The organism is Saccharothrix deserti, from assembly GCF_009769385.1.
In the GTDB taxonomy this organism is placed as follows: domain Bacteria; phylum Actinomycetota; class Actinomycetes; order Mycobacteriales; family Pseudonocardiaceae; genus Actinosynnema; species Actinosynnema deserti.
The window spans coordinates 110,401-136,468 of record NZ_ML775961.1 but is presented as its reverse complement, the minus strand read 5'-3'; the positions used below and the strand labels follow the sequence as shown (position 1 = coordinate 136,468).

Sequence of the window (26,068 nt, the reverse complement as noted above, 5' to 3'; positions counted from 1 at the left end):
GGGCAACGGCCGCGGTGGCCGCATGAGCTACGGGATCCTCGCTGTCGGCGAATGCCTCGGGGAGCCGGTCTCCGTCGCCGCGGAGGCGTCGCGGTACCTCGACGACCCCCGCCGGATCAAGGCGTCAGGTTACCGGGGCTTCCACCGGGCCTCGGAGTCGACGGGCGTCACCGACCTCGCGGCGGAGGCGGGGCGGCGGGCGCTGGCACACGCCGGTCTCCGTCCGCGGGACGTGGACCTGGTGATCCTGGCGATCAACGACCTGGCCGAGTACCTGTACTGGGACCCGGCCACGGTGACGGCCGAGAAGATCGGGGTTCGCGGCGCAGAGGCGCTGCTGGTGAACCAGGCGTGCATCGGCGGAGTGGCCGCCTTCGACGTGGCGGCCGGCAAGTTCGCCACCCATCCCGAGCACCGGATCGTCCTGCTCGTGGCGGCGACCCGGGTGTGCGAGCCCTACTGGAACCGGATGGACTCCAGCCTCGCCCTGATGTCCGACGGCGCGGCCGCGGCGGTCCTGTTCCGCGACCACCCCCGATGCACCTGGCTGGGCACGGAGGTCGTCTCGGACGGCCGCTACGCCGACATCTCGCGGCTGCAGGTCGGTGGGGCGGCGGAACCGTTCCGCACCGGGGGTGGGCCGGTCGAGCCGGTGGAAAACCCGGTGGCCGGGGCGAACCGGTTGCTGGGCAACGACATGCGCGCCGTCATCGGCTTCGTCCGGTACGACCGCGAGCGCGCCCGGGAGGTGGTGGAGCGCGCTTGCGCGCGAGCGGGACGCTCGATCGAGCAGATCGACCACCTGCTGGGCCTGCACGGCACCGCCCAGGCGATCCGGGACCACGCCGAGCTGCTCGGTGTCCCGCTGGAGCGGACATCCGCTCAGGTCGCGGCCGACCACGGGCACTTCGGCTGCGCCGACCAGCTGATCGCGCTCGGTCGGCTGCTCGACAGCGGCCGACTCCGGCCGGGCGACCTGGTGGCGCTCAGCGGCAGCGGCACCGGCATGAACTGGGCGTGCACGCTGCTGAGGGCCTGAACCGACCGGCGTCCGAAACCCATCCTGGAGGAACCTGGTGGACATCTCCGTCGTGCTGAACACGCGTGACCGACCCGAACGCCTCGGCCTGGTGCTCCGTTGTCTGGCCAGGCAACGGGAGCTGCCCGGCGGACTGGAGGTGCTCGTAGTCGACGACGGCTCGACCCGCGACCTCTCCCCCTCGCTGGAGTCGCTGGGTGCTTTGGACGTGCGCCTCATCAGGCAGCCGCCGCTCGGGTACGCCGTGGCCCGGAACGTGGGGCTGGGCGCCGCCGCCGGCGAGGTGGTCCTCTGGCTGGACGACGACATCCTGTTCGATCCGCTGTTCGTCGCCGAGCACCTGGCCGTGCACGTCGAGCACGAGCACAGCGTGGTGGTCGGCGACCGGTACAACACCTACCTGGCAGACCTCGACAGCCCCCGCAGCCGCAGCCTCGTCACGGCCGCGTTGGCGGGAGACTGGGCCGGGTTGCGGCGGCAGAGCCGGCGTGACTTCTACGCGCGGGTGACGTTGCGGCTGTTCGAGCTGGACAGCGGCGGACAACCCGCCCCCTGGCTGAACTTCGTCACCCGCAACGTCTCCTTCCGCCGCGACGACGCCAAGGCCGTCGGCGGGTTCGACGAGGGCTTCCAGCAATGGGGGATCGACGACATCGAGCTGGGCTTGCGGCTGCACCAGGCGGGCGTCGGCTACCACTACCGACCGCGGGCCCGCGTCTACCACCTCGAAACGCCCCTGCACCCCGGGAAGTACCAGGCGCTGCAGGAAAGCCTCCGCTACTTCCGCGGCAAGCACCGCGGGCTGGAGCCGGGGCTCTTCGAGGACTTCGTCCTGGGCCGGCTGTCGATCGAGGAACTGTGCGCCTCGTTGCGCTCCGGGCACCGGCAGGAGCTGCCGGACCGCGACAGCCTGACCTTCTTCCAGACCCAGCGCTAGGAGTTCACGTGGATCTCAGCCTGTTCTACTTCGCGGACGAGGGCAGTGCCGAACGGGACCGGTACCGCCTGCTGTTGTCTGGCGCGCGGTTCGCGGACGAGCACGGGTTCGCCGCGGTCTGGACGCCGGAGCGCCACTTCCACCCGTTCGGCGGGATCTTCCCGAACCCGGCCCTGACCGCGGCCGCGGTGGCTGCCGTGACCAGCCGCGTCGCGGTCCGGGCCGGCAGCGTCGTGGCACCGCTGCACCACCCGCTGCGGCTGGCCGAGGAGTGGGCCGTGGTGGACAACCTGTCGAACGGCCGCGCCGGCCTCTCGCTCGCCGCCGGGTGGCACCAGCGCGACTTCGTCTTCAACCCCTCTGCCTACGAGGACCGCTACCAGGTGACGGCGGACACCGTTGCGACGCTGCGGTCCCTGTGGGCCGGCGGTGGCTACGGCGGCCACCACGCCACGGACGCTGAGTACCGGATCTACCCCCCACCTGTCCAGACGGAGATCCCGTTGTGGCTCACCGCGAGCCGCAGCCCTGAGACCTTCAAAGCGGCCGGGAAGGTGGGTACCGGCGTGCTCACCCACCTGTTGAACCAGACGCAGGAGGAGCTGGCGGAGAAGATCGCGTCCTACCGCGGCGCCTACGCGGCCAGTGGCCGTGCCGGTCGTGGGCATGTCGTGGTCATGCTGCACACGTACCTCGATACCGATCTGGAAGCTGCGCAGCAGCACGCGCGGGCACCGCTGGAGCGCTACCTGATCAGCTCCCTCGACCTGAACCTCAGCTCCGGGGGCGACCGGCGCGGCCAGGCCCTGAGCGACAGCCGCGCCCGGATGGTGATCGGCCGGGCCTACCAGCGCTACCTGCATCAGGACGGCCTGTTCGGGTCCGTCGAGGACGCACTGCGGGCGGTTGAGCGGATCCGTGCCCTCGACGTCGACGAGATCGCCTGTTTGATCGACTTCGGGATCCCCACCGACGTCGCGCTGTCGGGGCTGACCCGGCTGGCGGCCCTACGGGAGGCACTCTGATGAGCACCGAGAACCACCTGCGGCAGGACTCGGCGGAGGAGGCGGAGGGCACCCCCTGGCCGGTCGAGTTCGAGCGGCTGCTGCGGCGGCATTGCCGCTTCGTCGCCGCCACGGATCCGATCGAGCCCGATGCGCCGATGGTCGCGCTCGGGCTGGACTCCCTGGCGACGCTCGTCATGATCCTGGAGATCGAGGCGACGTTCTCGGTCGCCTTCCCCGACGCGATGCTCGCGGGAGAGCAGGACTCGGCGCGAGGGCTGTGGTCGCTGGTCTCCAGGCTGACCGCAGAACAGCGATCGGATCCGCGGTGAGCGCGCCCGCCTCCCTTCTGGCCCGACAACTGGACATCGCCCTGCGGATCCACACCGACCGGGTGGCCCTGCGCGTCGGCTCGCAACAGTGGACCTACCGCGAGCTGCACGCCGAGGCCGCCCGACTCCGGCCGGCGCTCGCCGGCCACGGGCGGCAGCTGCGGGTCGGTCTGCTCGCCGCGACCGCGGACCCGCTGAGCCACATCGGTCTGCTCGCCACCATCACGGCCGGGGCGGTCGCCATCCCCCTCAACCCGGCCCACCCATCCCCGCGGATCGCCGCGACGGCCCGCGCGGCCGGGTTGGACGTCCTGCTGGTGAGCCGGAGGGCAACCCGGGTGGCCGACCGGATCCTGCCGAGCCTTCCCGGGGTGAGGGTGCTCCCGGAGGGGAACCTGCCGCGGACCCCGGTGAAGCCCGGGAACCTGGTGGACGTAGCGGACGTAGCGGATCCGCTGGCGTACATCATGTTCACCTCCGGTTCGACCGGGCGCCCCAAGGGCGTTCCGATCACCCACGGCAACCTGGAGCACTTCCTCCGCTGTGCCCGTGACCGGCACGGCATCCGGCACGACGACGTCGTGGCCCAGACCTTCGACCCGACCTTCGACCTGTTCATGTTCGGGCCGCTGCTGGCGTGGCAGGCCGGGGCGGCACTGGTGGCCGCGCCGCCCCGGGCACTGCTGCGCCTGTCCTCCTTCGTCACCGCGCAGGGCGTCACCGTGTGGTTCTCGGTGCCCAGCACGATCGGGTTGGCCCGCCGGGTCGATGCGCTGGGCGCGGGCTCGATGCCGACGCTGCGGCGCAGCCTGTTCTGCGGGGAGGCCCTGCGGGACGTGGACGCCGCAGACTGGCAGGCAGCCGGGCCGAACGCCGTCGTGGAGAACCTGTACGGCCCGACCGAGCTGACCATCGCCTGCTCGGTGGATCGCTGGAGCGGCCCGTCCGGCGAGGAGGACGGCAACGGGGTGGCGCCGATCGGGCGGCTCCACCCCGGGTTGGACCACGTCCTGCTCGACGGGGGTCGGGTGGCGGCCGGCGAAGGGGAGCTGTGCGTCTGCGGCCCGCAGGTGTTCGGGGGCTACCTCGACCCGGCCGACGACGACGGCCGGTTCCTGATCCTCGACGGGCGCCGCTACTACCGGACCGGTGACCGGGTGCGGCGGCTGCCGGACGGCCGGCTGACCTACCTCGGCCGGATCGATCACCAGGTGAAGGTGCGCGGCTTCCGGGTCGAACTGCTGGAGGTCGAGCACGCCCTGCGCGGCGTGGACGGAGTGGTCGACTGCGCGGTCACCGTGGTGGACCGGGACGGTGAGGCGACGCTGTGCGCCGGGTTCGTCGGCGACCCGGCCGTGGCCGACGGGCTGGCGCGGGAGCTCGGCGGCCGGTTGCCCGAGTACAGCGTGCCGCGCTTGTTCCGGCACCTCGACGCACTGCCCCTGAACGCGAACGGCAAGGTCGACCGGCCGGCTCTGGCGCGGGCCTTCCTGACCGGATCGGAGGTCTGAGATGTCGGCCACGACCGGCGCGCCGACGCCCGGCGCCCGCGCAGGTGCCGCGTCCGGCCCGCTCGACGATGGCGACCGGCTGTCCGGGGTCATCACAGCACTCGGTGCCGTCCCGACCTGGATGCGGGTCTTCGACACGACGGAGGAGACCGCCGGACGGCTGCACGGGCTGTCGGCCGCCCAGCTCTCGGAGGCGCTGCGACGGGGACTGCCGCACGCGCGCTGCGGTGGGTCCACGATGTTCGACCGGCTGGACCTGATGACGGTGTCGGCCACGTTGGCCTGCCGCTCCGCCTGGCGGCTCGGCCAGCGGGCCTGGCCCTCGGTGCTGGCCCAGGTCAAGGCCGGCACGCGCACGGACTACCGGCTCCTGGTCGAGCCGAAGTGCCCGTTCCCCGGTCACCGCGGCCGGTGCGAGTTCACCTCGCTGCTCCCGCTGACCGACGTGGGCAGGCCCGGTGCCGACCTCGAACCGCACGAGGCCGCGTCCGCGCGGCTCATCAGCTCCACCGAGCTGCACGTGCGGACCGGCGCGGGCACGGTGACCGCCCCGGAACAGGTGCGCGAGGCGCTGTCGAGCGTGGCGTCGGCGCGCTACCTCCACCTGCCCGCGCACCTGTCGCACGACCTGGAGTTCTTCGACCGCACCGGGTCGGCCAACTGCATCCTCGCCGCCGAGGTGGTGCTGCGGGCGGCGGGCCGGCTGGGACTGCGCGCGCGGCGGTCCTTCGGCGTGATCGTGCTGCCGCCGTTCTCCGGGCTCCACACCTGGGTCGACTTCTGGCACGAGGACCGCTGGGTGGCGTTCGACCCCCACCTGCTCAGGCTGCTGGTGACGGCAGGGGTGCTGGACGCGGGCCACTGGCCGGTGCACCGCTCCCTGTCGGGCATCCTGCTCCGGCTGGGATCGGCCAACAGCTCGATCGTCCGGCACAACGGCATGCACTGCGAGGCCTCCCTCCACCTGACGGTGGTCCGGTGAGCGGCGGCCGGCGGGTTCCCCTCGCCCTGCTCGCTCACGACGAGCGCAGCGAGGCCGTCTACCGGGCTTGGGCGGCTCAGTTGGCCGAACACGCCTCGGCCGTCGTCCTGCGCCTGGACCAGGACCCGGCACGAGCGGCGGAGGAGCTGCGTCGGCTGCCCCCCGATGTGCCCACCGTGCACCTGGCGGCTTCACAGGCGTTGTGGGCGGCCCTGCGGCCGGCCGGCGGATCGCGGTGGGACGCGGACGTCGTGCTCGTCCTCGACACCGGGCAATGGCCCGCACAGCCGTTCGGCGAGCGCGTGCCCGCCGCGGGCACGTTGCGCCTCATCGTGATCAGCAGCGAGCTGGACGGGCCGGCGGAGGAACTCCGGTTCGCCACCGAGATTCCCGGTGCCGAGCTGCGGATCCGGCTCCTGCCGGGGCACTGCGGCCAGTTGCTCGGCACCGGCTCGCCCGTCCCCGAGGTGCTGCGGGCCGTCCTGCGCACCGAAATGATCAACGCCGTCAGGCCACCGAACGAGTGGCCGGGCCAGGAGGGACAACCATGACAACAGCCGACCCGTCCACCGCTCCGGGTGGACGGACGATCCGCCGGGCGGTGGTCACCGGTGGCGCCGGCTTCCTCGGCTCGCACCTGTGCGAGGCACTGCTGGCCGAGGGAGTCGACGTGATCTGCCTCGACAACTTCCTGACCGGTGACCCGGCGAACGTCGCCCACCTGCTCGACCACGCCGGCTTCGAACTGCGGCGTTGCGACATCACCCAGTCCGTGGCGGTGTCCGGCCCGGTCGACCTGGTCCTGCACTTCGCGTCGCCGGCCTCGCCCGTCGACTACGCGAACCTGCCGCTGGAGACGCTGAAGGTCGGCGCGACCGGGACCTGGAACGCCTTGGCGCTCGCCGAGGACAAGGGCGCCCGGTTGGTGCTCGCCTCCACCTCAGAGGTGTACGGGGACCCCCAAGTGCACCCGCAGCCGGAGAGCTACTGGGGCCACGTCAACCCGATCGGTCCGCGTGCGGTGTACGACGAGGCCAAGCGCTACGCCGAAGCGCTGACCGCCGCATACCGGACCGCGAAGGGCGTGGACACCGCGATCGTCCGCATCTTCAACACCTACGGCCCCAGGCTGAGACCCGACGACGGGCGGGCGATCCCCACGTTCATCCGCCAGGCGCTGGCCGGGGAACCGCTCACCGTGGCGGGCGACGGTCGGCAGACCCGCTCCCTCTGCTACGTGGAGGACCTGGTCCGCGGCATCCTGGCGCTCGCCCGCGCGCCGGAGCACGGACCGGTGAACCTCGGTGATCCGACCGAGCTGACCGTGCGCAGGATCGCCGAGGACGTCATCGCGGCCACCGGGTCCTCGTCGCGGATCCGGCACGTGGCGCGACCGGTGGACGACCCGCAGGTCCGCCGGCCGGACACCACCCTGGCCCACGCCACCCTCGGTTGGCGGCCACGGGTGACGTGGCAGGACGGCCTGACCCGCACGGTCGCCTGGTTCCGGGAACGGCGTGCCGCACCGGCCTGATCGCACCACCCGTTCCCCTGTGGCGCAGGGCGATGCGACACGCCGGCCTGTCGTGCCCCATTTCTCCCGGCTCGATCGGAGGATCGATGAACGAGATCGACAACGCGGCGCGAGACGTGCCCAAGATCCTGTACCTCACCGAGTACTGGCCCTGGCCGGCGAACTCCGGCAGCCGGCTGCGGGCCGCCGCGACGGTGGAGGCCCTGGCTGCGATCGGGCAGGTCGACATCGTCTTCGTCGACCGCGCCTGGACCCAGCAGAGCCCGGACGGACCTTCCCCCCTCAGCGGCTCCTCGGTGCGGATCGAGGCCGGCCCGGCCGCACCACCCCGCGAAACCGAGGTGGGCTACCCCTCCGACGTCCTGGACGTGTGCCGGAGGCACGGCACCCGGTTGCGCGAGGCGGTCCGCCGGCACCGGTACGACGTGATCTGGTGCAACCGCATCCAGACCTGGGCCCCGCTGCGCGGCGATGCGGTCGTCCCCACCGTCATCGACGTCGACGACCTCAACGACCGGCTCAACGCCCAGAACTTCGCCCACACCCGCGATACCGCTTTCGCCCGGGACGCGGTCCTCTGGGGGACGTTGCAACGCGATGCGGTGCAGGAAGCCGATCAGGTCGTCACGTGCAGCGAATTGGACCGGCAGCGGCTCGGCGGTCCGGCGAATTGCAGTGTCGTGCCGAACGTCTACCTGCTACCGGAAACGGCTGTGGAGGTCGTCGCCGAGGAACGGCGCGGTCCGCGCATCCTGTTGCAGGCCAGCTACGCGTGGCCGCCGAACGTCGACGCGGCCCGCCGGCTGGTCCGCGAGATCCTCCCCTTGGTCCGCCGGCAGGTGCCGGAGGCGGAGGTCTGGCTGGTCGGGATGAACCTCGGCGCGATCGACGACCTGGCCGGGGACGGTGTGCGGATCTTCGGTCTCGTCCCGGATGCCCGCGCTTACGTGCGAGCGGCAGATGTCGTGGCCGTCCCGTTGCGGCAGGGCAGCGGCACCAGGATCAAGGTGTTGGAGGCGTTCGCCATCGGCACACCCGTGGTCAGCACGGTCATCGGCGCCGAGGGCATCGACGCTCGGGACGGTGAGCACCTGCTGCTGGCGGACGAACCCGAGGACTTCGCCGAAGCCGTGCTGCGGCTGTTACGCGACCGCGCGGCGGCGGAGCAGCTCGCGGATCGCGCACGTCAACTGGTGCAACAGGAGTACGACCGGGAAACCTTGCTGAGAACGGTCCGGGCGACGGTGCTCGCGGCGCAGGCCGCGTTCCGGCAGCGAGCCGGGTCGCGCACCGCGCCGTTCGTGGCGACGTGGAATTAGCACTGGAGCACGCCTTGTGATCGTGGATCCCACTGTGGCGGGAGTTGGGCCGACGAGGTCCCGCCGGCAGGATGCGGAGTTCCCGTGTCGAACCGCCGTGCGAAATTTCGTGATCCGTTCCTCAGCCGCTGGGACATCACCGGAATTTCCCGCCGCAAAACGGGAACCACCGTCGCAATGTTTGCGGCGCACCGGTTTTCGGCGATAGTGTCAGGCCATTGCAGAGGGGGAATCTGTGCGTCGACGACAGTGCCGACGACACGTCGGCATGCCCGCGCGGACGGCTTCTTGCGCTCCGCCAGGAAGTTGGAGCACCAGCGTCGGAGCGATCCGGTACGGCCCGGTCGACGATCCCCGACGAGCCCAGGGCGGCGGGAGGTCGCGATGACTCCTCAACGCCGGCTGCGGGACACCCACCGGCCCGGCGCACCGGAGCACGTTGTCGCGTTCGAAGCCCAAGTGGCCGAACTCGGGCGGGTTCTCCGGCGCACCAACAGCTTCACGCGCGCGGCGGCCCAGTGGCTCGGGCGCCCGATCTCCTACCGCCTGGTCGGCCAGGAACGCCGGTCGCTGGCCGTGCCCGACGCGCGGGCGCTGTCGGTGCCGATCGGGACCCTCGCCCTGCACCGCTGGGGGTTCGTGTCCGCGCAGATCGACGCGGACCCGGTGACGGGCAGCCGCCGGGCGGTCGCGACCGTCGTCGCGGAAGTCCGTTCCGCGGTCCTGGAAGACCAGGTCGACGACGCCGCTCGGCAAGCGTTGTCCCGCGGCGATGTTCCCCTCGGCGAGGTGTTCACGCCGGCTCCGGTCGAACGCGTGACGCGAGCGGTCGAGCGTTTGGACGACGTGGACGAATTCGGTTCCCGGGTCCTGCGCGTGTCCGCGATCCTGCTCGTTTCCGGGTGTCGCGTCGCGGCGGTTCAAGAAGTCGCGTACCGGCAGCTCCTGGAGCATGCCGCGGACGGGGGTCGCGAGTCGGGGTGACGGCTGTCCACCACGCCGATGCGGTTCTCGGCTGGTGTCCATCTTTCTGAAGTCATATCTGAAGTCATACGGGAGTCAGTGTGCATCAGCGCAAACCGTGCTTGATCAACCCCGCCGGCCCGGTGGGCGACCACGAGGAGGATGTCGCGCGATGATGGCGCGCCTACGACAGCGCGAGGAATGGGCCTTCTTCGCGGAACTCCCGCGCGTCGACCGCCTGCTCGCGACGACCTGGTGGTCCTTGCTGGTCCTGCGCGGCGTTCTGCCGGCCCTCTTCGCGGTGATCACCGGGCACCTGGTGGGGGCACTGCGTTCCGGCGAGGGCGTACCGCTTGCGCTGGCCGCGCTGGGCACCCTGTTCGTCCTGATGCAAGTCGTGGCGCCGTTGCAGGCCACGGTCGGCACCAGCCTGGGCGAGCGACTGACCGCGGCGCTCAACGACCACCTGCTCGCCGCTTCCGTTGAACCGGGTGGTCTGGCGCAGCTGGAGGATCCCCGGCTCGTCGACGACCTCACCGCAGGACGTGACGCGGAGCTCGGGCTCTCCGGCCCGCCGATGCCGCTGGCCCTGGGCTTCACCGCGGCCAGCCTGATCGACTTCTTCGCCGGCCTCGCCCTGACCGCGGTCCTCGCGTTCTACCACTGGTGGGCGGCCCTGCTGGTCGGTGTCGCCTGGATGTCGACGCACCTGCTGCTGAGGACGGCGACGGTGTGGGACCGGGAGACCGGCGAGGTGCTGGCCGCCCAGCGCCACGCCGAATACTCCTACCGGCTGGCGATGGACTCCCCCGCGGCCAAGGAGGTGCGGGTTTTCGGGCTGTCCGAGTGGCTGGTGGACCGGTTCGCGGCTGCTCGCCGCCGCCTGGTCGACGCCCGCTGGCGAGCCGCGCGGCTGTCGCCGGGGCGGGTCGGCCTGACCGTGGCGATCGTGGTGATCGCGAACGCACTGGTCCTGCTCGCCCTGGCCCGCGACGCGGCCTCCGGCGCGTTGAGCATGTCCGCGGCGATCTCATACGTCCAGGCCGCGGTGGGCGCCAGTGCCCTGGCCCTGGGCGGGATGAACTGGGCACTGCCCCATGCCGCCCACACGGTGGCGCTGGTGCGGGGGCTGGAGCCCCGGATGCGCGAGAAAGGCCGGCTGGCCGACGGTCGGCAGGCGGCGGACGGCATGCCCGCGCGCGAGATCCGCTTCCGGGACGTCCGGTTCAGCTACGCACCCGACGCGCCGCCGGTGCTCGACGGGTTCGACCTGACCGTTCCCGCCGGCAGCTCGCTGGCGGTCGTCGGCGTGAACGGAGCGGGGAAGACGACGCTGGCCAAACTGCTGTGCCGGCTCTACGACCCGACGGCGGGGCGGATCGAGGTCGACGGCGTCGACCTGCGTGAACTGTCCCTGGACCACTGGCGTCGGCGTTTGTCCGTGATCTTCCAGGACTACGTGCGCTACGACCTGTCGCTGCGGGACAACGTGGCGCCGCTGGGGGGTTCGGACGCCGAGATCCTGGCCGCGCTGCGGGACGCCGACGCGTCCGGTGTCGCGGACCTCGACACCGTCCTGGCCCCCGGGTACGTCGGCGGGGTGGACCTGTCCGGTGGCCAGTGGCAACGGGTCGCCCTGGCTCGCGTGCTGCACGGGGTCCGGCACGGCGCCGGCGTGGTCATCCTCGACGAGCCGACCGCCCAGCTGGACATCCGGGGTGAGGCACGCGTCTTCCAGCGCCTCCTCGAGGCGACCCGGGGCTGCACCACGATCCTCATCTCCCACCGCTTCGCCACGGTCCGCTTGGTGGACCGGATCTGCGTGCTGGAGCACGGCCGGGTGGTGGAGCTGGGGTCCCACGAGGAGCTGATGGCCGCCGGCGGCCGGTACCGGACCATGTTCGACCTGCAGGCATCCCGCTTCGAGGAAGAGGAGCCCGATGAATCCGTCCTCGCCTGAGCTGCCCCCTTCGCTGCCCTCCCTGTGGCGCTCGCTGAAGCTGGGTTTCCGGGTCGAACCGCTCCTGCTGGTGGTCGCCGGGGTCACCACGGTCGCCGCGGCGCTGCCGGACGCGCTCTTCGCCGTCGCGTTCGCCTGGTTCGCGGCGGCGATGGTCTCGGGTGACGATCAGCACCTGCTCGCCTCGGGCGTCACGCTGGCCGTCCTCGCCGTCGGGACCTGGCTGCTGAACGTGGCGAGCGACCGGGTCAACCTCCGCCTGGCGGAGCGCGCCGCCGTCCCGATCGAGTCCCACGTCGCACGCCTGCAATCGTCCGTCGTGACGATCGAGCACCAGGAGCGTTCCGACATCCTGGACTTGCTGGCCCTGCTCCGGGACCACTCCGGCACCCTGAGCCAGCTGTACCGATCGCTGTTCGTGACCGCCGGGGCCGGGCTGCGCCTGCTGCTGACCGTCGGCCTGCTCATGTCGATCGAGCCGTGGCTGGGCCTGCTGGTCGTCTTCGCGTTGCCGAGCCTGCTCGTCTCGGCCCGGCGCGCGCCGATCGAGAAGCGGGTCGAAGAGGCGGGCGCTGCGGACCGGCGGCTGGCCCGGCAACTCTTCGTGCTCGGCGCAACGGCCTCGACCAGCAAGGAGATCCGCATCGCCGGCGTCCAGGACCGCCTGCGAGAGCTGCGCGACGCGGCCTGGGGGCGTCAGTACCGTGCGCTGGCCAGGGCACGGTGGGCGAGCGCCTGCCTGTATGCCGCCTCGTGGGGCCTGTTCGGGCTCGCCTTCGTCGCCGCCGTCACCTGGGTGTCGCTGGCATTCGGCCCGGCGGGCCCGACCGCCGGTGCCGTCGTCCTGGTGGTGGCAGCGGGTGGGCGGCTGTCGCAGTACGTGAGCCAAGCCGTCACCGAGACCCAGTTCCTGCGGGGCATCTGGCTGGAAGGATCGCGCCGTCTTGCCTGGCTGGAAGACTACGCCGCCACGCAGGGCAAGCACGGGGTCGTTGCCGTGCCCGACCGCATCGAGCAAGGGATCCGGCTCGAGAACGTCTCGTTCAACTACTCCGGCTCGACGAAGCCGGTGCTGCAGGACGTGTCCGTCACCCTTCCGGCCGGCAGCGTCGTGGCCATCGTCGGGGAGAACGGCGCCGGTAAGAGCACGCTGGTGAAGCTGCTGTGCCGTTTCTACGAACCCTCCTCCGGACGGATCCTCCTGGACGGCGCCGACCTGGGCGGGTTCGCCCCGGAGCAGTGGCGGAGCCGGCTGAGCGGCACGTTCCAGGACTTCGTCAAGTTCGAGTACTCGGCCGCGATGGCGATCGGGTTGGGCAACCTCACCCGGATCGAGGACCGCTCGGCGATCCTGCGCGCGGTCGAGCGCGCCGGAGCCGAGCAAGTCGTCGAAGGGCTGCCCGACGGCCTGGACACCCAACTGGGCAACACCTGGCGGGACGGCGTGGAGCCGTCGCACGGGCAGTGGCAGCGCATCGCCCTGGCCCGCGGGTTCATGCGCGAGGACCCGCTCCTGCTCGTCCTGGACGAACCCACGGCCGCCCTGGACGCGGAGACGGAGCACGCCATCTTCACCCGGTACGCCGAGGCGGCGCGCAGCGGTGCCGCAGGGAGCAACGGACGCATCACCGTCCTCGTGTCGCACCGCTTCTCCACCGTGCGGATGGCCGACCTGATCGTCGTGCTCGACGGTTGCCACGTGGCGGAGGTGGGCTCGCACCAGCAGTTGATGGCCCGCGGGGGCAAGTACGCGGAGTCGTACGCCATCCAGGAAGCCTCCTACCGCTGACGCTTCGACCGTTCCGTTCCAGGCGATCCGCGGCCTCCACAGAGGACGGAGCAGTTCGCCGGCACTCTCGTCGTCCACACGGTGGAGCGGTGGCCGACCTGGAACAGGGGTCCGGGGTCCCGGGGCGGGCGGGAGACACCCGCCCCGGGGAGTCTCATTCGCCGGACGGGGCGGTGAGGGCGACGCCGAGACGGGCCGGGACGCCGAAGTTCGGCGTGCCGTCGGAGTTCCAGGTGAACTTCTGCGCACGGGTGGAGCGGTTCATGTCGCAGCCACCCGATGCCGAGTCGTTGGCGTGGTAGACGATCCAGTCCTCGGTGCCGTCGGGTGACTTGAAGAACCCGTTGTGGCCGGGGGCGTAGACGCCGTTGCCGTCGTGGCGCTGGAACACCGGGTTGGGCGACTTGGTCCAGTGCGCCCGGTTGAGCGGGTCGGTGCCGGTCAGGGTGAGCAGGCCCAGCTTGTAGTCCGGTCCCCAGCACGCGCTGGCCGAGTAGACGATCATGGTGCGACCGTTGTGGTACAGCGGCTCGGCGCCCTCGTTGACAGGGGCGGTCTGCCGTTCCCACGCCAGGGTGGGCTGGCTGATGGTGCGTCGTGCGCCGCTGATCGTGTACGGGTTGGACAGCGGGGTGATGGTGAGGCTCTGGGTGCCGTCGATCGCGCTGCCCATCAGGTACAGCCTCCCGTTGTGCTGGAGGATGCTCGGGTCCAGTTCCCAGGTGCTGCCCAGGTCGGCCTTGAACGTGTACGGGCCCATCGGGTCGGTGCCGGAGCTCTCCAGCACGTGCAGCCGCTGCGTCGGGTTGTAGTCCGACACGTTCTGCCCGGCCACGTAGTACATGTACCAGCGGCCGTTGAGGAGGTGGAACTCCGGCGCCCACATGTTGCAGCACCCGTTCGGTCGGCCCGACAGGTTGAACACCGTGGTGTCCGTCGCGCTGTTCAGGCCCGCCAACGTCCGCGACCGGCGCATCGTGATCGTGGAGTTCCACGTCGTCGTGGCCAGGTAGTAGTACCCGTTGTAGTACTGCAGCCACGGGTCGGGGCCGTTGCGCTTGATCGGGTTGGTGAAGTTGCCGGCGGCGCCGATCTTCACCAGTTCCCACTGCTGGTTGGCGCCGCCGGTGTCGGGCCACTGGATGACCTGGGCGCCGTCGGCGGTGGAGAAGTCGAGCACGTCGGCAGCCTTGCCGCTGGCCCGGTTGATCAACCGGACGTGACCGTCGGCGGAGTCGGCCAGGCGGAACTGCTGGCCGGTGCGGTTGGCGTCGGTGTTCTGCACCAGCCCGGCCCGGTCGGCGGTGGACGGGAAGTCCAGGACCTTGCCGCTGTGCCGCGACTTCAACCGGTAGTAGCCACCACCGGAGTCGACGAACTGCCATTGCTGCCACGCGCCGTCGTTGCGCGTGTACTGCACGATCTGCGCGCCGTCGTTGGTGGCGAGGTTGTAGACGTCCAGCGCCTTGCCGCTGTTGCGGTTGACCAACACGTACGACGCGTTGGTGTCGACCACCGCCGCCGACGCGGTGGGCGGCACGGCCGCGGTGACCGCACCGAGCAGCGTGGTGACGGTGGCGAGGACCAGGCCACCGCGGCGCGCGCTGCGATAAGTCGATCTCATGGTTGCTCTCCCTGCGACGCTGCATGGACGAACACGAACGGCCCGCGGGCGTCGAGCCTGGTGCGGGCCGGGTGTGGGTGGTGTGGCGGCGGGGTGGACGGGATCGCCGTCTACTCCGCCGCGCACGACTGTTAACGCTAACAGCACGATCAGGCGCGGTTCAATAGACGAGCTACTGGACCCTTCAAGCGACCGCCTGGAGTCGAAGGGGGTTCGACGGCTCCACCCGTTCGGCGGTACAGCGGTCGTCTGTTAGCGATAACAAGATGTCGATTCCACAGCCACCGGGAATTGATACCGGCCGCGCTGTGGAAACGTTCGCGTAACCGGTCGAACACGGCGCGCGACGCGCCATAGGAAGGTTGAATAGTTCGCGCCAGGCATCCCCAATGAGGGGTTCGACCGTTCAGTGGATTCCACATTCTGAGAGCCGAAGCGTAACCTTGCGCGAACGGCGACCCGCCCGCATCCGCCAAGGGGCAGGAGATCACTGCATGAGTAACGAGAACGCGAATTACCACGAATTCCTGGTCGTGGTGAACGACGAGGAGCAGTACTCGGTCTGGTTCGCCGACCGGGACCTCCCGCTGGGATGGCGGGCCGAGGGGACGCGCGGTACCAGGGAAGAGTGCCTGGCCCACATCGACCGGGTGTGGACGGACATGCGCCCGCGCAGCGTCCGCGAGCACGTCGCCGCGCACCGCGGCTGACGCTCCGCCCGGCACCCGGTTCACGTATTACCGCACGCCCGCACAAAGGGGCGAATAACGCTGTCCGAAAAACGGCCCGGGGAATTCCCGGTGAGGCCGGTTCGGTCGTGCGCGCCCGAAACACACATTCGCCGGGAGGATTTGGTGCACACGGATTCGGTGTCGCGGCTCGCGCCCGCTCTGCCGTTGCAGAGCGGAATGATCGCGGCCGGACTGCGGGACCCGTCGGCCGGGACGGACGTGATCCAGTGCGTGCAGCACTGGCCGCACGGCCTGGACGCCACCGCCTACCTGGCGGCGTGGCGGGCCGCCGTCGAACGGCACCCGTTGCTGCGGACCCGGTTCGCCTGGCGCGCCGACAGCGGCATGGAGCAGTGGCCGGGGCCCGCCGAGGACGTCCCGGTGCTGGTGGACGACTCGGTGACCGACCTGGCGGCGTTCCTGGCGGCCGACCGGCGGGCCGGGGTGGACCCGGTGTCCGCGCCGCCGCTGCGGGTCGTGGCGCTGCCCGGTGACGTGGTGGTCGCGACCTTCCACCACGCGATCCTCGACGGCCGGTCGCTGGCGATGCTGCTGGCCGAGATCGACGACGACTACGCGGCCCGGCGCGCGGGCGGCCCGCTGGAGTTCGCGCCGCGCCCGGACTTCGCCGACTACGCCCACTGGTACGACGCCCGGACCGCGCCGGACCACCCGGCACAGGCGGCCGACGAGCGGTTCTGGGCGGCGGAACTGGCCGGGCTGCCGGAGCCCGGCCCACTGCCGCTGGAGCACGCCGGACCGGACACGCCGGTCATGGCCACCACGGCGCTCGACCTGTCCGACACCGAGACCGAAGCCGTGCGGGCGCTGGCCGCGCAGGCGGGTGTCACGGTGAACACGGTCGTGCTGGCCGCGTGGGGCCTGGTGCTGACCACGCACGCGCACGCCGACGAGGCGGTGTTCGGGGTGACGAGGGCGGCGCGGCACGGCACCGTCGAGGGCGCGCAGGACATGCTGGGGCTGCTGCTGGCGACCGTGCCGCTGTGGTTGCCGGTGGACCGGGACGCGTCGGTGGCCGACTGGCTGCTGTCGGTGCGGGAACGGTCGGTGCGGGCGCGCGACCACCAGTTGTGCCCGTTGCCGGTGATCCAGCGCGCGGCCGGGCACGAGGTGCCGTTGATGCGGAGCCTGGTGCTGTTCGAGCACCGCGAGCTGGGCACGGTGCTGTCCGCGCGGCCGTCCGCGCCGGAAGGCAGACAGGTGCGCATCCTGCGCACCCCCGGTTATGCCATGACGTTGTACGCCTTCGCCGAGCCGCGCTTGAGCTTCCGGCTCATCCACGACACCGGCCGGTTCCCCGACTGGGCGCCGGACGCCCTGTTGACGCAGGTTCGGGACCTGCTCGCGGGTATGGCCGAGGCGCCGGGCCGTCCGGTGCGGGAGCTGACCGAGCCGCGTGAGCTCGTGCGGGTGCTGGAGAAGTGGAACGACACCGCCGTCGACTACCCGGCGGACGCGACCGTGCCGGACCTGTTCGCCGAGCAGGTGCGGCTGCGGCCGGATGCGGACGCGGTGTTCGACGGTGAACGGTGGCTGGGTTACGCGGAGTTGGACGAGCGGTCGAACCGGTTGGCGCACGTGCTGGTGGCGCGTGGCGCACAGGTGGACCGGCCGGTGGCGCTGTCGCTGCCGCGTGGTGCGGACTTCGTGACCGCGGTGCTGGCCGTGCTGAAGACCGGTGCCGCGTACCTGCCGCTGGACCCGGCCAACCCGGTGGCGCGGGACGCGGCGGCGTTGCGCGAGTCCGGCACGCCGCTGGTGGTGGCCGACCGGCCGCGCGTGCTACCGGACGGGGTGGCGTCGGTGGTGCTGTCCGAAGTGGACCTCTCGGCGGAGTCGCCGGTATTCCCGGTGGCCGCCGTGCATCCGCTGGGCGTGGCATACGTGAACTACACGTCGGGGTCGACCGGCAGGCCCAAGGGTGTCGCCGTGCCGCACCGGGGCGTGGTGCGGCTGGTGACGCGGCCGACGTTCGGGCGGTTCGGGCCGGGGCAGACGTTCCTGCACCTGTCCGCGACCGCGTTCGACCTGACCACGCTGGAGGTGTGGGGCGCGCTGCTGACCGGTGGTCGGGTGGTGGCCGCGCCGTCCGGGCCCCTCGACCCGGCGGTGCTGGGCGAGTTGCTGCGCGTGCACCGGGTGAGCGTGCTGTGGTTGACCGCCGGGCTGTTCCACCAGTTGGACGCGTCGCTGTTGGCCGGTGTGGAGCAGCTGCTGGCCGGTGGTGACGTGCTGGCTCCGGACGCGGTGCGCGCGGCGTTGGCGGCGCGCGGTGGGAAGCCGGTGGTCAACGGGTACGGGCCGACGGAGAACACCACGTTCACGACGTGCCACGTGGTGAGGTCGGCCGAGGACGTGGGCGCGACCGTGCCGATCGGCACGCCGATCCAGCGGACCACGGTGTACGTGCTGGACGAGTGGATGCGGCCGGTGCCGGTGGGTGTGCCCGGTGAGCTGTACACCGGTGGTGACGGGCTGGCGCGCGGGTACTGGGCCGCGCCCGCGTCGACCGCGTCGAAGTTCGTGCCCGACCCGTTCGGCGGTGTGCCGGGCGGGCGGCTGTACCGGACCGGTGACCTGGCCCGGTGGCGGCCGGACGGGGTGCTGGAGTTCCTGGGGCGCGCGGACCGGCAGGTCAAGGTGCGCGGGTTCCTGGTGGAGCCGGCCGAGGTCGAGGCCGTGTTGCGGGAGCACCCGGCGGTCGGCGCGGCGGCCGTGCTGCCGTTCGGTGACGGCGACGCCAGGCACCTGGTGGCCTACGTCGTGCCGACCGGCTCGTTGGAGATCGAGGACGTGCGCGCGCACGTCGCGGAACGGCTGCCCGCCTTCCTCTGCCCGGCGCGGTACGTGCCGCTGCCGGAGTTGCCGCTGAACGGCAGCGGCAAGGTGGACCGGGCGGCACTGCGCTCGGTCCGTGCCCCGGGCGCGCGGGGCACGGACCGAACCCGACCTTCGACCGCCACGCAACGGCGGTTGGCGAAGGTGTGGGCGAACCTGCTGGGCGCGTCGGAGGTGTTCGCCGAGGACGACTTCTTCGCGGTGGGCGGCAACTCGCTGCTCGCGGTGCGGTTGGTGTTCCGGGTGCGCGAGGAGTTCGGGGTCGAGGTGCCGGTCGCCGATCTGCACCGGGCCCGGACGCTGGCGGCGTGCGCGGCGGTGTTGGACGCGTCGTTGGGCGGTCTGTCGGCCGGGATCACACGACGGGACCGGTCGGCGTACCTGGTGCCCGCGCAACGCACCTCGGCGCGGCCGGTCGCGGACCACCTGGTATTGCCGGGCGGGGACGGTGACTGGGCCGCGTGGCGGTGGGTCGAACTGCGCGGCACGGGATTCGGCATCGAGCCCCTGTTGGCGGTGGCGAGCCCGGACGCGGCGCGTGCGGCGGAGGCGGTGCTGGCGGCCGAGGACGCGGTGAGCGAGGCCCGGTGGACGGCGTTCCGAGTGCTGCGGGACGTCGAGGACCAGGCGGAAGGCGAGCGGCGGTCGGCGTTGCGGCGGATCGGGCGACTGGTCCGCAAGGGACGGTTCATCGAGGCTCGCGCGGCGCTGGCCGTGAACGAAACAGCGTTGGCGGTTGATGCGGCGTTGGCTGCGGCTGCCGAGGCTGCGGCGCGGCACGATGCTCGGCTTGTCGATTACACGGCCCGGTTCGAGGAGGGGCGCAAGGCCGCCGCCGAGGTGTTGCGGGTGGTCAGTGGGGACGCGAAGTTCCGGGAAGCCGTCGCGTGGCAGAACCCGCGTGCCCTTCAGACCGCTGTCGACGCGTTGCACAAGGCGCTCTCCGGCGACCGGCCCGCCTCCCGCAACGTCGACTACCGGCGCTGGGAGCACACGGTCGTCAGCTACCTCCAGCGTTACTGCGCGAAGAACGACACCATCGGCTTCTTCGGGCCGGTCGGCTGGGCACGGGTCGAGGACGACGCACCGGCCGCGCTCACCGCGAAACCCGGCCCCGACCTGATCGACTCGCGCACCGTCTACCTGGAGAACTGGGCCGTCCAACAGCTGGCCGAGGCGTTGACCACCGACGCCGTCCGGCCGTGGGCGGTGCCGAGGCGGATGCCGTTCGTGGACGTCGTCGGCGACACGATGCACGTCCCGATGACCGATCCGGTGCGGCTGCCCGCGTTGGACGCCGACGTCCTCGCCGCGTGCGACGGGCTGACGCGACCGGACGCGATCGCGGGCGACCTCGGGCACCCGGTCCAGGACGTGCTGACCGCCCTCGAACGACTGCGGCAGGCCAAGCGGATCGCCTGGTCGTTGGAGGTGCCGCCGGAGGCGTTGGTGCCGGAGGCGGCGTTGCGCGAGCAGATCGCGGCCATCGGTGACCCGGACGTCCGGTCCGGAGCCGAGCGGGCACTGGACGAGGTCGAGCAGGGACGGGACAGGGTTGCCGCCGCCGTGGGCGACCCGGACCGGTTGGTGCACGCGATCGGCGACCTGCACCAGAAGTTCACCGCCATCACCGGCACGGCGGCGGTGCGTCGACCGGGCCTGTTCTACGCCGGCCGCACGGTGGTGCACGAGGAGTGCCGACGTGATCTCGACGTCACCCTCTCCCCCGCCCTGGTGGAAACGCTGTGGTCACCGTTGTCGCTCGTGCTGGAAGCCGCGCGCTGGTTCACGTCGGCAGGCGCGGCGCTGTACGGGCGGGCGCTGCGCGAGGTGTACCGCGAACGGGTCGCGGCCACCGGTTCGGACCGGGTGCGGTTGGCGGACTTCTGGTTGTGGGCCAACGACACGATCTTCCGGCTCGACGAACGGCTGATCGACCGGCTCGTCCAGGCGTTGCAGGACCGCTGGGCCAAGGCCCTCGGAACCCGAGACGGGCACGACATCCACTACCGGGTGGCCGACGTGCGGGACGCCGTGCTCAAGGCGTTCGCCGCACCGCGTCCGGGGTGGCGTGGCGCGGTCCAGCACAGCCCGGACGTGCTGATCGCCGCGAAGAACGAGGACGCGATCCGGGCCGGCGACTATCAGTGGGTGCTGGGCGAGGTGCACCCCGGCGTGAACACCATGCGGTCGGCGTTGTTCGTGTCGCAGCACCCCGATCCGGCCCAACTGCGCGCGGCGATGAGCCACGACATGGCCGGGCCCCGGGTCGTGCTGGCCACCACCCGCGAGGAGGGCGGCACGCCGCAACGGCTCGCCGACGCGCTGGTGTCACCGGACGACCTGAAGATCGTGTTCGGGCACGACGCCTGCGGGCCGGGGTTGCGCGACGCGGTCCCCGTCAGCGCGTGCGAGGTGATCGAGAGCGGCGGGCGGCTGGTGGCGCGCAGCCGGGGCGGTCGGGTGGACGTCGACCTGGTCGAGCTGCTGAACGAGCAGGTCATGGCGCAGTTGGTGCAGCACTTCCGGCTGGTGCCCGCGGGCGAGCACACGCCGCGGGTCAGCCTGGACCGGCTGGTCGTCGCCAGGGAGGGCTGGCGATTGCCCAGCGCCCGCCAGGCGTTCGCGTTCGCCGCCGACGAGGGGACCCGGTTCCTGCGGGCACAGGCCTGGCGCCGTGAGCACGGCGTGCCGAGGTTCGTGTTCGTGAAGAGCCCGGTGGAGCACAAACCGTTCTACGTGGATCTGGAGAGTCAGCCGTCGGTCGAGTTGTTCGCGCACGCGGTGCGCGCGCTGGACCGGGAGAAGCCGGACGCGCCGATGGGCGTCGGCGAGATGCTGCCCGGCCCGGACCAGCTGTGGTTGACCGACGCCGCGGGCGCCCGGCACACGGCGGAGTTCCGGGTCGTCGCGGTCGACCGGCGGGGGTGGCCGGAGAAGGCAGGCCGGAAGAGGGGGGAGGGACTGCGGTGAGCGCGGTGATACCGGAGGGTCGGGCGGACGAGGTGTTCCGCTTCCCCGCCTCGTCCGGGCAGCGCAGGCTGTGGCTGGTCGACCAGCTGCTGCCCGCGAGCCCGGTCTACAACATCGGCCGGCGGGTCGGCATCGACGGCCCGCTGGACGTGAACGCCTTGCAGGTGGCCCTGAACGCGCTGGTGGCGAGGCACGAGGCGTTGCGGACGCGGTTCGCGGCGGAGGACGGCGTGCCGGTGCAGGTGGTGTCCGCGACGCTGACCGTGCCGTTGGTGCGGCTGCCGTCGGCGGACGTGGACGCGGTGGTGCGCGCGGAGGTGGGCAGGCCGTTCGCGCTGCACGACGGGCCGCTGGTGCGGGCCGGGCTGATCGGGATCACGCCCGAGGAGCACGTGCTGGTCCTGGTGCTGCACCACACGATCGCCGACGGCTGGTCGTGCGCGGTGCTGTTCGACGAGTTGGCCCTGCTGTACGCCACCGAGGTCACGGGCGCGCCGCACGGCCTGCCGGAACTGCCCGTGCAGTACCCGGATTACGCGGTGTGGCAACGGGAGCAGGTCGACGGTGGCGCGTTCGCCGCCGACGCGGACTTCTGGCGCGAGGCGCTGCACGGCGTGCCGACCGTGCTGCCGTTGCCGACCGACAAGCCCCGACCGGCGACGCCCACCGGGCGCGGCGCGGAGCTGCGTGCGGAACTGGGCGTCGACAACGGGTCGTTCGCCCGGCTGCTGGCGGTGTTCCAGTGCGTGCTGCACCGGGTGACCGGGCAGGCGGACTTCCTGGTGGCGACGCCCGTCGCGGCCCGCACCCGGCCGGAGACCGAGGGCCTGGTCGGTTTCGTGGCCAACACCCTGCCGCTGCGCGCGAAGTTCACCCCGGACACGACGTTCGGGGAGGTCGTCGCGGCGGCCGAGAACGCGACCGTGGCCGCGCTCGCCCACCAGGACCTGCCGTTCGAGCAGCTGGTGGACATCGTCGCGCCACAACGGACACTCGCCCACGCGCCCCTGGTGCAGGTGATGTTCGCGGTCGAGCCGGTGCCGCCCGCGCGCGAGGCCGGGCCGATCACGTTGAGACCCGAGGCGGTCGCCAACGGCGGGGCGAAGTTCGACCTGTCGCTGACCGTCGAACAGGCGGGTGAGCGGTGGTTCGCGCGCTGGCAGTACGACTCCGAGCTGTTCACGCCGGAGACGATCGCCGCACTGCACGCGGTGTTCGTCGCCGCCGTGCACGCCTCCCCCGCCGACCGGGTTGCCGAACTGCTGCTGACCCACGACTCACCGCAGGAACCTGCCGTCGAGGTGCCCGCCGTTGAGGTGCCCGCGGAGACGGCCGCCGACCTGGTGTTCGCCGCACTGGCCGAGCACCCGGACGCGGTCGCCGTCGAGGGCGCGTTGACGTGCGGTGAACTGGACCGTGCCGCCAACCGCCTGGCGCACGTGCTGATCGCCACGGGCGTGCGGCCGGACCAGCCGGTGGCGTTGTGCCTGGACCGCGGCGCGCCGATGGTCGTCGGCATCCTCGCCGCGTGGCGCGCGGGCGCGGGCTACCTGCCGCTGGACCCGTCGTGGCCCGCCGCACGGCTCACCGCCATGGCCACCGGCTCCGACGTGCCGGTGCTCGTCACCGACGGCGCGTCGCGCGCGGTCACCGGACCGTTGACCGGCCCGTGGACAGAGGTCGACCTGGACACCGCCGACCTCGACGCCCGACCGGACACGCCGCCACCGGCGGTGAAGCAGCACCCCGACATGCTGGCCTACGTCATCCACACCTCGGGGTCCACCGGCAAACCCAAGGGCGTGCGGTGCACCCAGGGCGGTCTCGCCGCGTTGCTGCGCGCGATGGGCGAGATGACGGAGCTGACGCCCGAGGACCGGCTCGCCTCCATCACCACACCGGCGTTCGACGTGTCCACGGTGGAGATGCTCGCCCCTCTCATCAGCGGCGCGACGCTCGTGGTGATCCCGGCGGACGACGTGGCGGACGGCGCGCTGCTGCGGGCACGCATCGCCGAGACGAGAGCGACGGTCGTGCAGGGCGGTCCGGCGAGCTGGCGGATGGTCGTCGCGGCGGGTGGTGTCCCGTCGGGTGTGCGGCTGCGGATCAGCGGCGGCGAGGCGATGACCCGCGACCTGGCCGACGACCTCCAGACCGACGGCGCGACGCTGATCGACGGCTACGGCCCCACCGAGACCACGGTGTACTCGGCGGCCGGTGTCGTGTCGCGCGCGCCGGACCCGGTGCGGCTCGGACCGGCGCTCAAGGGCACCTCGCTGTACGTGCTGGACCCGCTCATGCGCCCGGTGCCGCCGGGGGTGATCGGTGAGTTGCACATCGGCGGCGCGGGCGTGGCCCGCGGCTACCACGGGCTGCCCGGCATGACCGCGGACCGGTTCCGCCCCGACCCGTTCGGCGGCACGCCCGGCGGTCGGCTCTACGCGTCCGGCGACCTGGTCCGCCGGCACGCCGACGGGAAGCTGGAGTTCCTGGGCCGTGCCGACCGGCAGCTCAAGGTGCGCGGCTACCGGATCGAGCCGGGCGAGATCGAAGCCGTGCTCCGCGCTCACCCGGACGTGGCGCACGCCGTCGTGATCGCCTGGTCCGCGCACGCCGCCGACGTGCGTCTGGTCGCGTACGCGGTGCCCGCCGACCCGGGCGTCCACGAGGAGGAGTTGCGCCGGCGGGTGCGCCCGCACCTGGCCGCCGGCCTGCCCGACTACATGCTCCCGGCGGCGGTCGTCGTGCTGCCCGAACTGCCGCGCACCGGCACCGGCAAGATCGACCGGGACGCGTTGCCCGATCCGGTGTGGACGACAGACGACGTCGAGCGGGTCGAGCCGCGTGACGACGACGAACGGCGGCTGGCGCAGATCTGGCGCGAGGTGCTGAGCATGCCCGCGGACGCGCCGCTGGGCGTGCACGAAAACTTCTTCGCCCTGGGCGGCCACTCGTTGACCGCGACCCAGATGCTGGCAAGGGTCCGCGTCGCGCTGGACGTGGACCTGCCGTTGGCGACGCTGTTCGCCGCGCCCACCATCGCCGAGCTGTGCGCGAACCTGGGCGGTGGCACGGGTGCGGACCGCGGGCCGGTGCCGCTGCTGGACCAGTTGGACGAGCTGTCCGACGCGGAGATCGACCGCCTGCTCGGCGCCTTGGTCGACGAGGACGAGGCATGAACCGCGGAACGCTGGTCGTGGGCGCGGGCCTCGCCGGGTCGTTGACGGCCGTCTACCTGGCCCGGCGCGGGTTCCGCGTGCGGGTGCTGGAACGGCGTGGCGATCCGCGGGCACCGGGCGTGAAGGAAGAAGGCCGTTCGATCAACCTGGGTCTCTCGCAACGCGGCATCGTCGCGTTGCGGGAGGTCGGCTTGCTGGAGCGGTTGGCGCCGCTGACCGTGCCGATGCGCGGCCGGGCCGTGCACCTGCCGGACGGCACGCTGCGCTTCCAGCCCTACGGCCTGGCGGAAGACCAGATCCTGCACTCCGTGCTGCGGCACGACCTGAACGTGGCGCTGGTGGACGAGGCCGAACGGCTCGGCGTCGGGTTCTCCTGGGGACAGCGGGTCACCGCCGTGGACCGCACCAAACCCGCGGTCACCACAGACGACCAGACCGTGCACACCGCCGACCTCGTCGTCGGTGCGGACGGCGCGTTCTCCGCCGTGCGCACGCACCTGGGGCGCGGTCTGCGAATGGACCTGCACCAGGAGTTCCTGGAGTGGGGTTACAAGGAGCTGCTGATCCCGGTCGGCGACGACGGGAAGCCGCGCACCGAACTGCGGGCGCTGCACGTGTGGCCCGGTGACGAGGGCCTGATCGTGGCGCACCCCAACGCGGACGGCTCGCTCACCGCGACCGTGTTCCTGCCGTTCGAGGGCGGGCACGGGTTCGCCGGGCTCACCGAGCCACAGCGGGTGCGGGAGTTCTTCGCCCGCCGGTTCCCCGACACGCTCACCCTGATCCCGGACGTCGTCGAGCAGTTCCTGGCGCACCCGCCGGCAAGCCTGGTCACCGTGCGCACCGCCCCGTGGCACGCCACCACGGAGGACGGACGCGGTGTGGTGCTGATCGGGGACGCCGCGCACGCCGTGTACCCGTTCTTCGGACAGGGCATGAACGCCGCGTTCGAGGACTGCTCGGTGCTCGACCGGTGCCTGGCCGCGCACCCGCACGACCTGCCGATGGCGTTGGCCGAGTTCGAGAACTCCCGCCGCCCGCACACGAACGTGCTCGCGGAGCTGTCCAAGCGCAACTTCGTGGAACTGCGGGACAAGCTGCGCTCACCGCTGTTCACCGTCCGCAAGAAGGTGGACCTGGCGCTGAACCGCCTGTTCCCGAACGCGTGGGTGCCGCTCTACACCCTGATCGCGCACACCACGGTCCCCTACGGCGAGGCGTTGGCGCGGGCCCGGCGCCAGGACCGCCTGCTCGGTGGCGTCACGGCCGCGTTGACCGGCGCGGCACTGGCGGGGTTGACCCACCGATCCCGAGCAAGAGGCAGTTGACTTC

Annotated in this window: 17 protein-coding genes; 16 read left to right on the top strand and 1 reads right to left on the bottom strand. The window is 71.9% G+C overall.

The window, feature by feature from the left end; translation table 11 throughout:
• Positions 1–22: 22 nt before the first annotated feature.
• The 12 genes from FM051_RS05425 (at position 23) to FM051_RS05370 (ending at position 13,370) form a co-directional block, all read left to right on the top strand.
• A complete protein-coding gene (locus tag FM051_RS05425) occupies positions 23–1,039 on the top strand; it encodes a 3-oxoacyl-ACP synthase III family protein (protein ID WP_158841296.1) in 1,017 nt (338 codons plus the stop codon).
• Between the two features lie 37 nt (positions 1,040–1,076).
• Positions 1,077–1,976, top strand: a complete 900-nt coding sequence (locus FM051_RS05420; RefSeq protein WP_158841294.1) for a glycosyltransferase family 2 protein — start codon at positions 1,077–1,079, stop codon at positions 1,974–1,976.
• 8 nt (positions 1,977–1,984) lie between these two features.
• Entirely contained in the window at positions 1,985–3,001 is a 1,017-nt protein-coding gene (locus FM051_RS05415; protein ID WP_158841292.1) for a MupA/Atu3671 family FMN-dependent luciferase-like monooxygenase, read from the top strand.
• Positions 3,001–3,312: a phosphopantetheine-binding protein gene (locus tag FM051_RS05410; protein ID WP_158841289.1), complete on the top strand. Its 312-nt coding sequence runs from the start codon at positions 3,001–3,003 to the stop codon at positions 3,310–3,312. Before FM051_RS05415 ends, FM051_RS05410 begins: the two co-directional genes overlap by 1 nt.
• Positions 3,309–4,823 carry an AMP-binding protein gene (locus tag FM051_RS05405; RefSeq protein WP_158841287.1) on the top strand — a complete coding sequence of 505 codons (1,515 nt, stop codon included), beginning with the start codon at positions 3,309–3,311 and terminating at the stop codon, positions 4,821–4,823. Before FM051_RS05410 ends, FM051_RS05405 begins: the two co-directional genes overlap by 4 nt.
• Position 4,824: 1 nt before the next feature.
• A complete protein-coding gene (locus FM051_RS05400; RefSeq protein WP_158841285.1) occupies positions 4,825–5,805 on the top strand; it encodes a transglutaminase-like domain-containing protein in 981 nt (326 codons plus the stop codon).
• The gene (locus FM051_RS05395; RefSeq protein ID WP_158841283.1) at positions 5,802–6,356 is read left to right on the top strand and encodes a hypothetical protein; all 555 of its coding nucleotides are present in this window, start codon (positions 5,802–5,804) and stop codon (positions 6,354–6,356) included. The genes FM051_RS05400 and FM051_RS05395 overlap by 4 nt, the downstream gene beginning before the upstream one ends.
• Complete coding sequence (locus FM051_RS05390) at positions 6,353–7,339, top strand: UDP-glucuronic acid decarboxylase family protein (protein ID WP_158841281.1); 987 nt, start codon at positions 6,353–6,355, stop codon at positions 7,337–7,339. The genes FM051_RS05395 and FM051_RS05390 overlap by 4 nt, the downstream gene beginning before the upstream one ends.
• Positions 7,340–7,425: 86 nt before the next feature.
• Complete coding sequence (locus tag FM051_RS05385) at positions 7,426–8,658, top strand: glycosyltransferase family 4 protein (protein WP_158841279.1); 1,233 nt, start codon at positions 7,426–7,428, stop codon at positions 8,656–8,658.
• A 384-nt stretch (positions 8,659–9,042) separates the two neighbouring features.
• Positions 9,043–9,642 carry a hypothetical protein gene (locus tag FM051_RS05380; RefSeq protein ID WP_158841277.1) on the top strand — a complete coding sequence of 200 codons (600 nt, stop codon included), beginning with the start codon at positions 9,043–9,045 and terminating at the stop codon, positions 9,640–9,642.
• Between the two features lie 154 nt (positions 9,643–9,796).
• Positions 9,797–11,581 (top strand): ABC transporter ATP-binding protein, encoded by a 1,785-nt coding sequence (locus FM051_RS05375; RefSeq protein ID WP_202918693.1) that lies wholly within the window; start codon positions 9,797–9,799, stop codon positions 11,579–11,581.
• Positions 11,562–13,370, top strand: coding sequence for an ABC transporter ATP-binding protein (locus tag FM051_RS05370; RefSeq protein WP_158841273.1), 1,809 nt, complete (start codon positions 11,562–11,564; stop codon positions 13,368–13,370). The genes FM051_RS05375 and FM051_RS05370 overlap by 20 nt, the downstream gene beginning before the upstream one ends.
• A gap of 154 nt (positions 13,371–13,524) precedes the next feature.
• Here the strand turns inward: FM051_RS05370 and FM051_RS05365 are convergent, their stop codons facing one another.
• Positions 13,525–14,994: a family 43 glycosylhydrolase gene (locus FM051_RS05365; RefSeq protein ID WP_238412150.1), complete on the bottom strand. Its 1,470-nt coding sequence runs from the start codon at positions 14,992–14,994 to the stop codon at positions 13,525–13,527.
• Positions 14,995–15,488: 494 nt separating this feature from the next.
• On the opposite strand from FM051_RS05365, the gene FM051_RS05360 reads away from it, so the two are divergent.
• The 4 genes from FM051_RS05360 to FM051_RS05345 all read left to right on the top strand — a co-directional run bounded on the left by FM051_RS05360 (position 15,489) and on the right by FM051_RS05345 (position 26,064).
• On the top strand, positions 15,489–15,704 hold the full coding sequence (locus tag FM051_RS05360) for an MbtH family protein (protein WP_158841271.1): 216 nt from the start codon (positions 15,489–15,491) through the stop codon (positions 15,702–15,704).
• Positions 15,705–15,848: 144 nt separating this feature from the next.
• On the top strand, positions 15,849–21,557 hold the full coding sequence (locus FM051_RS05355) for a non-ribosomal peptide synthetase (protein WP_158841269.1): 5,709 nt from the start codon (positions 15,849–15,851) through the stop codon (positions 21,555–21,557).
• Entirely contained in the window at positions 21,554–24,736 is a 3,183-nt protein-coding gene (locus FM051_RS05350; RefSeq protein WP_202918692.1) for a non-ribosomal peptide synthetase, read from the top strand. The genes FM051_RS05355 and FM051_RS05350 overlap by 4 nt, the downstream gene beginning before the upstream one ends.
• Positions 24,733–26,064: an FAD-dependent oxidoreductase gene (locus tag FM051_RS05345; RefSeq protein WP_158841267.1), complete on the top strand. Its 1,332-nt coding sequence runs from the start codon at positions 24,733–24,735 to the stop codon at positions 26,062–26,064. Before FM051_RS05350 ends, FM051_RS05345 begins: the two co-directional genes overlap by 4 nt.
• Positions 26,065–26,068 lie beyond the last annotated feature (4 nt).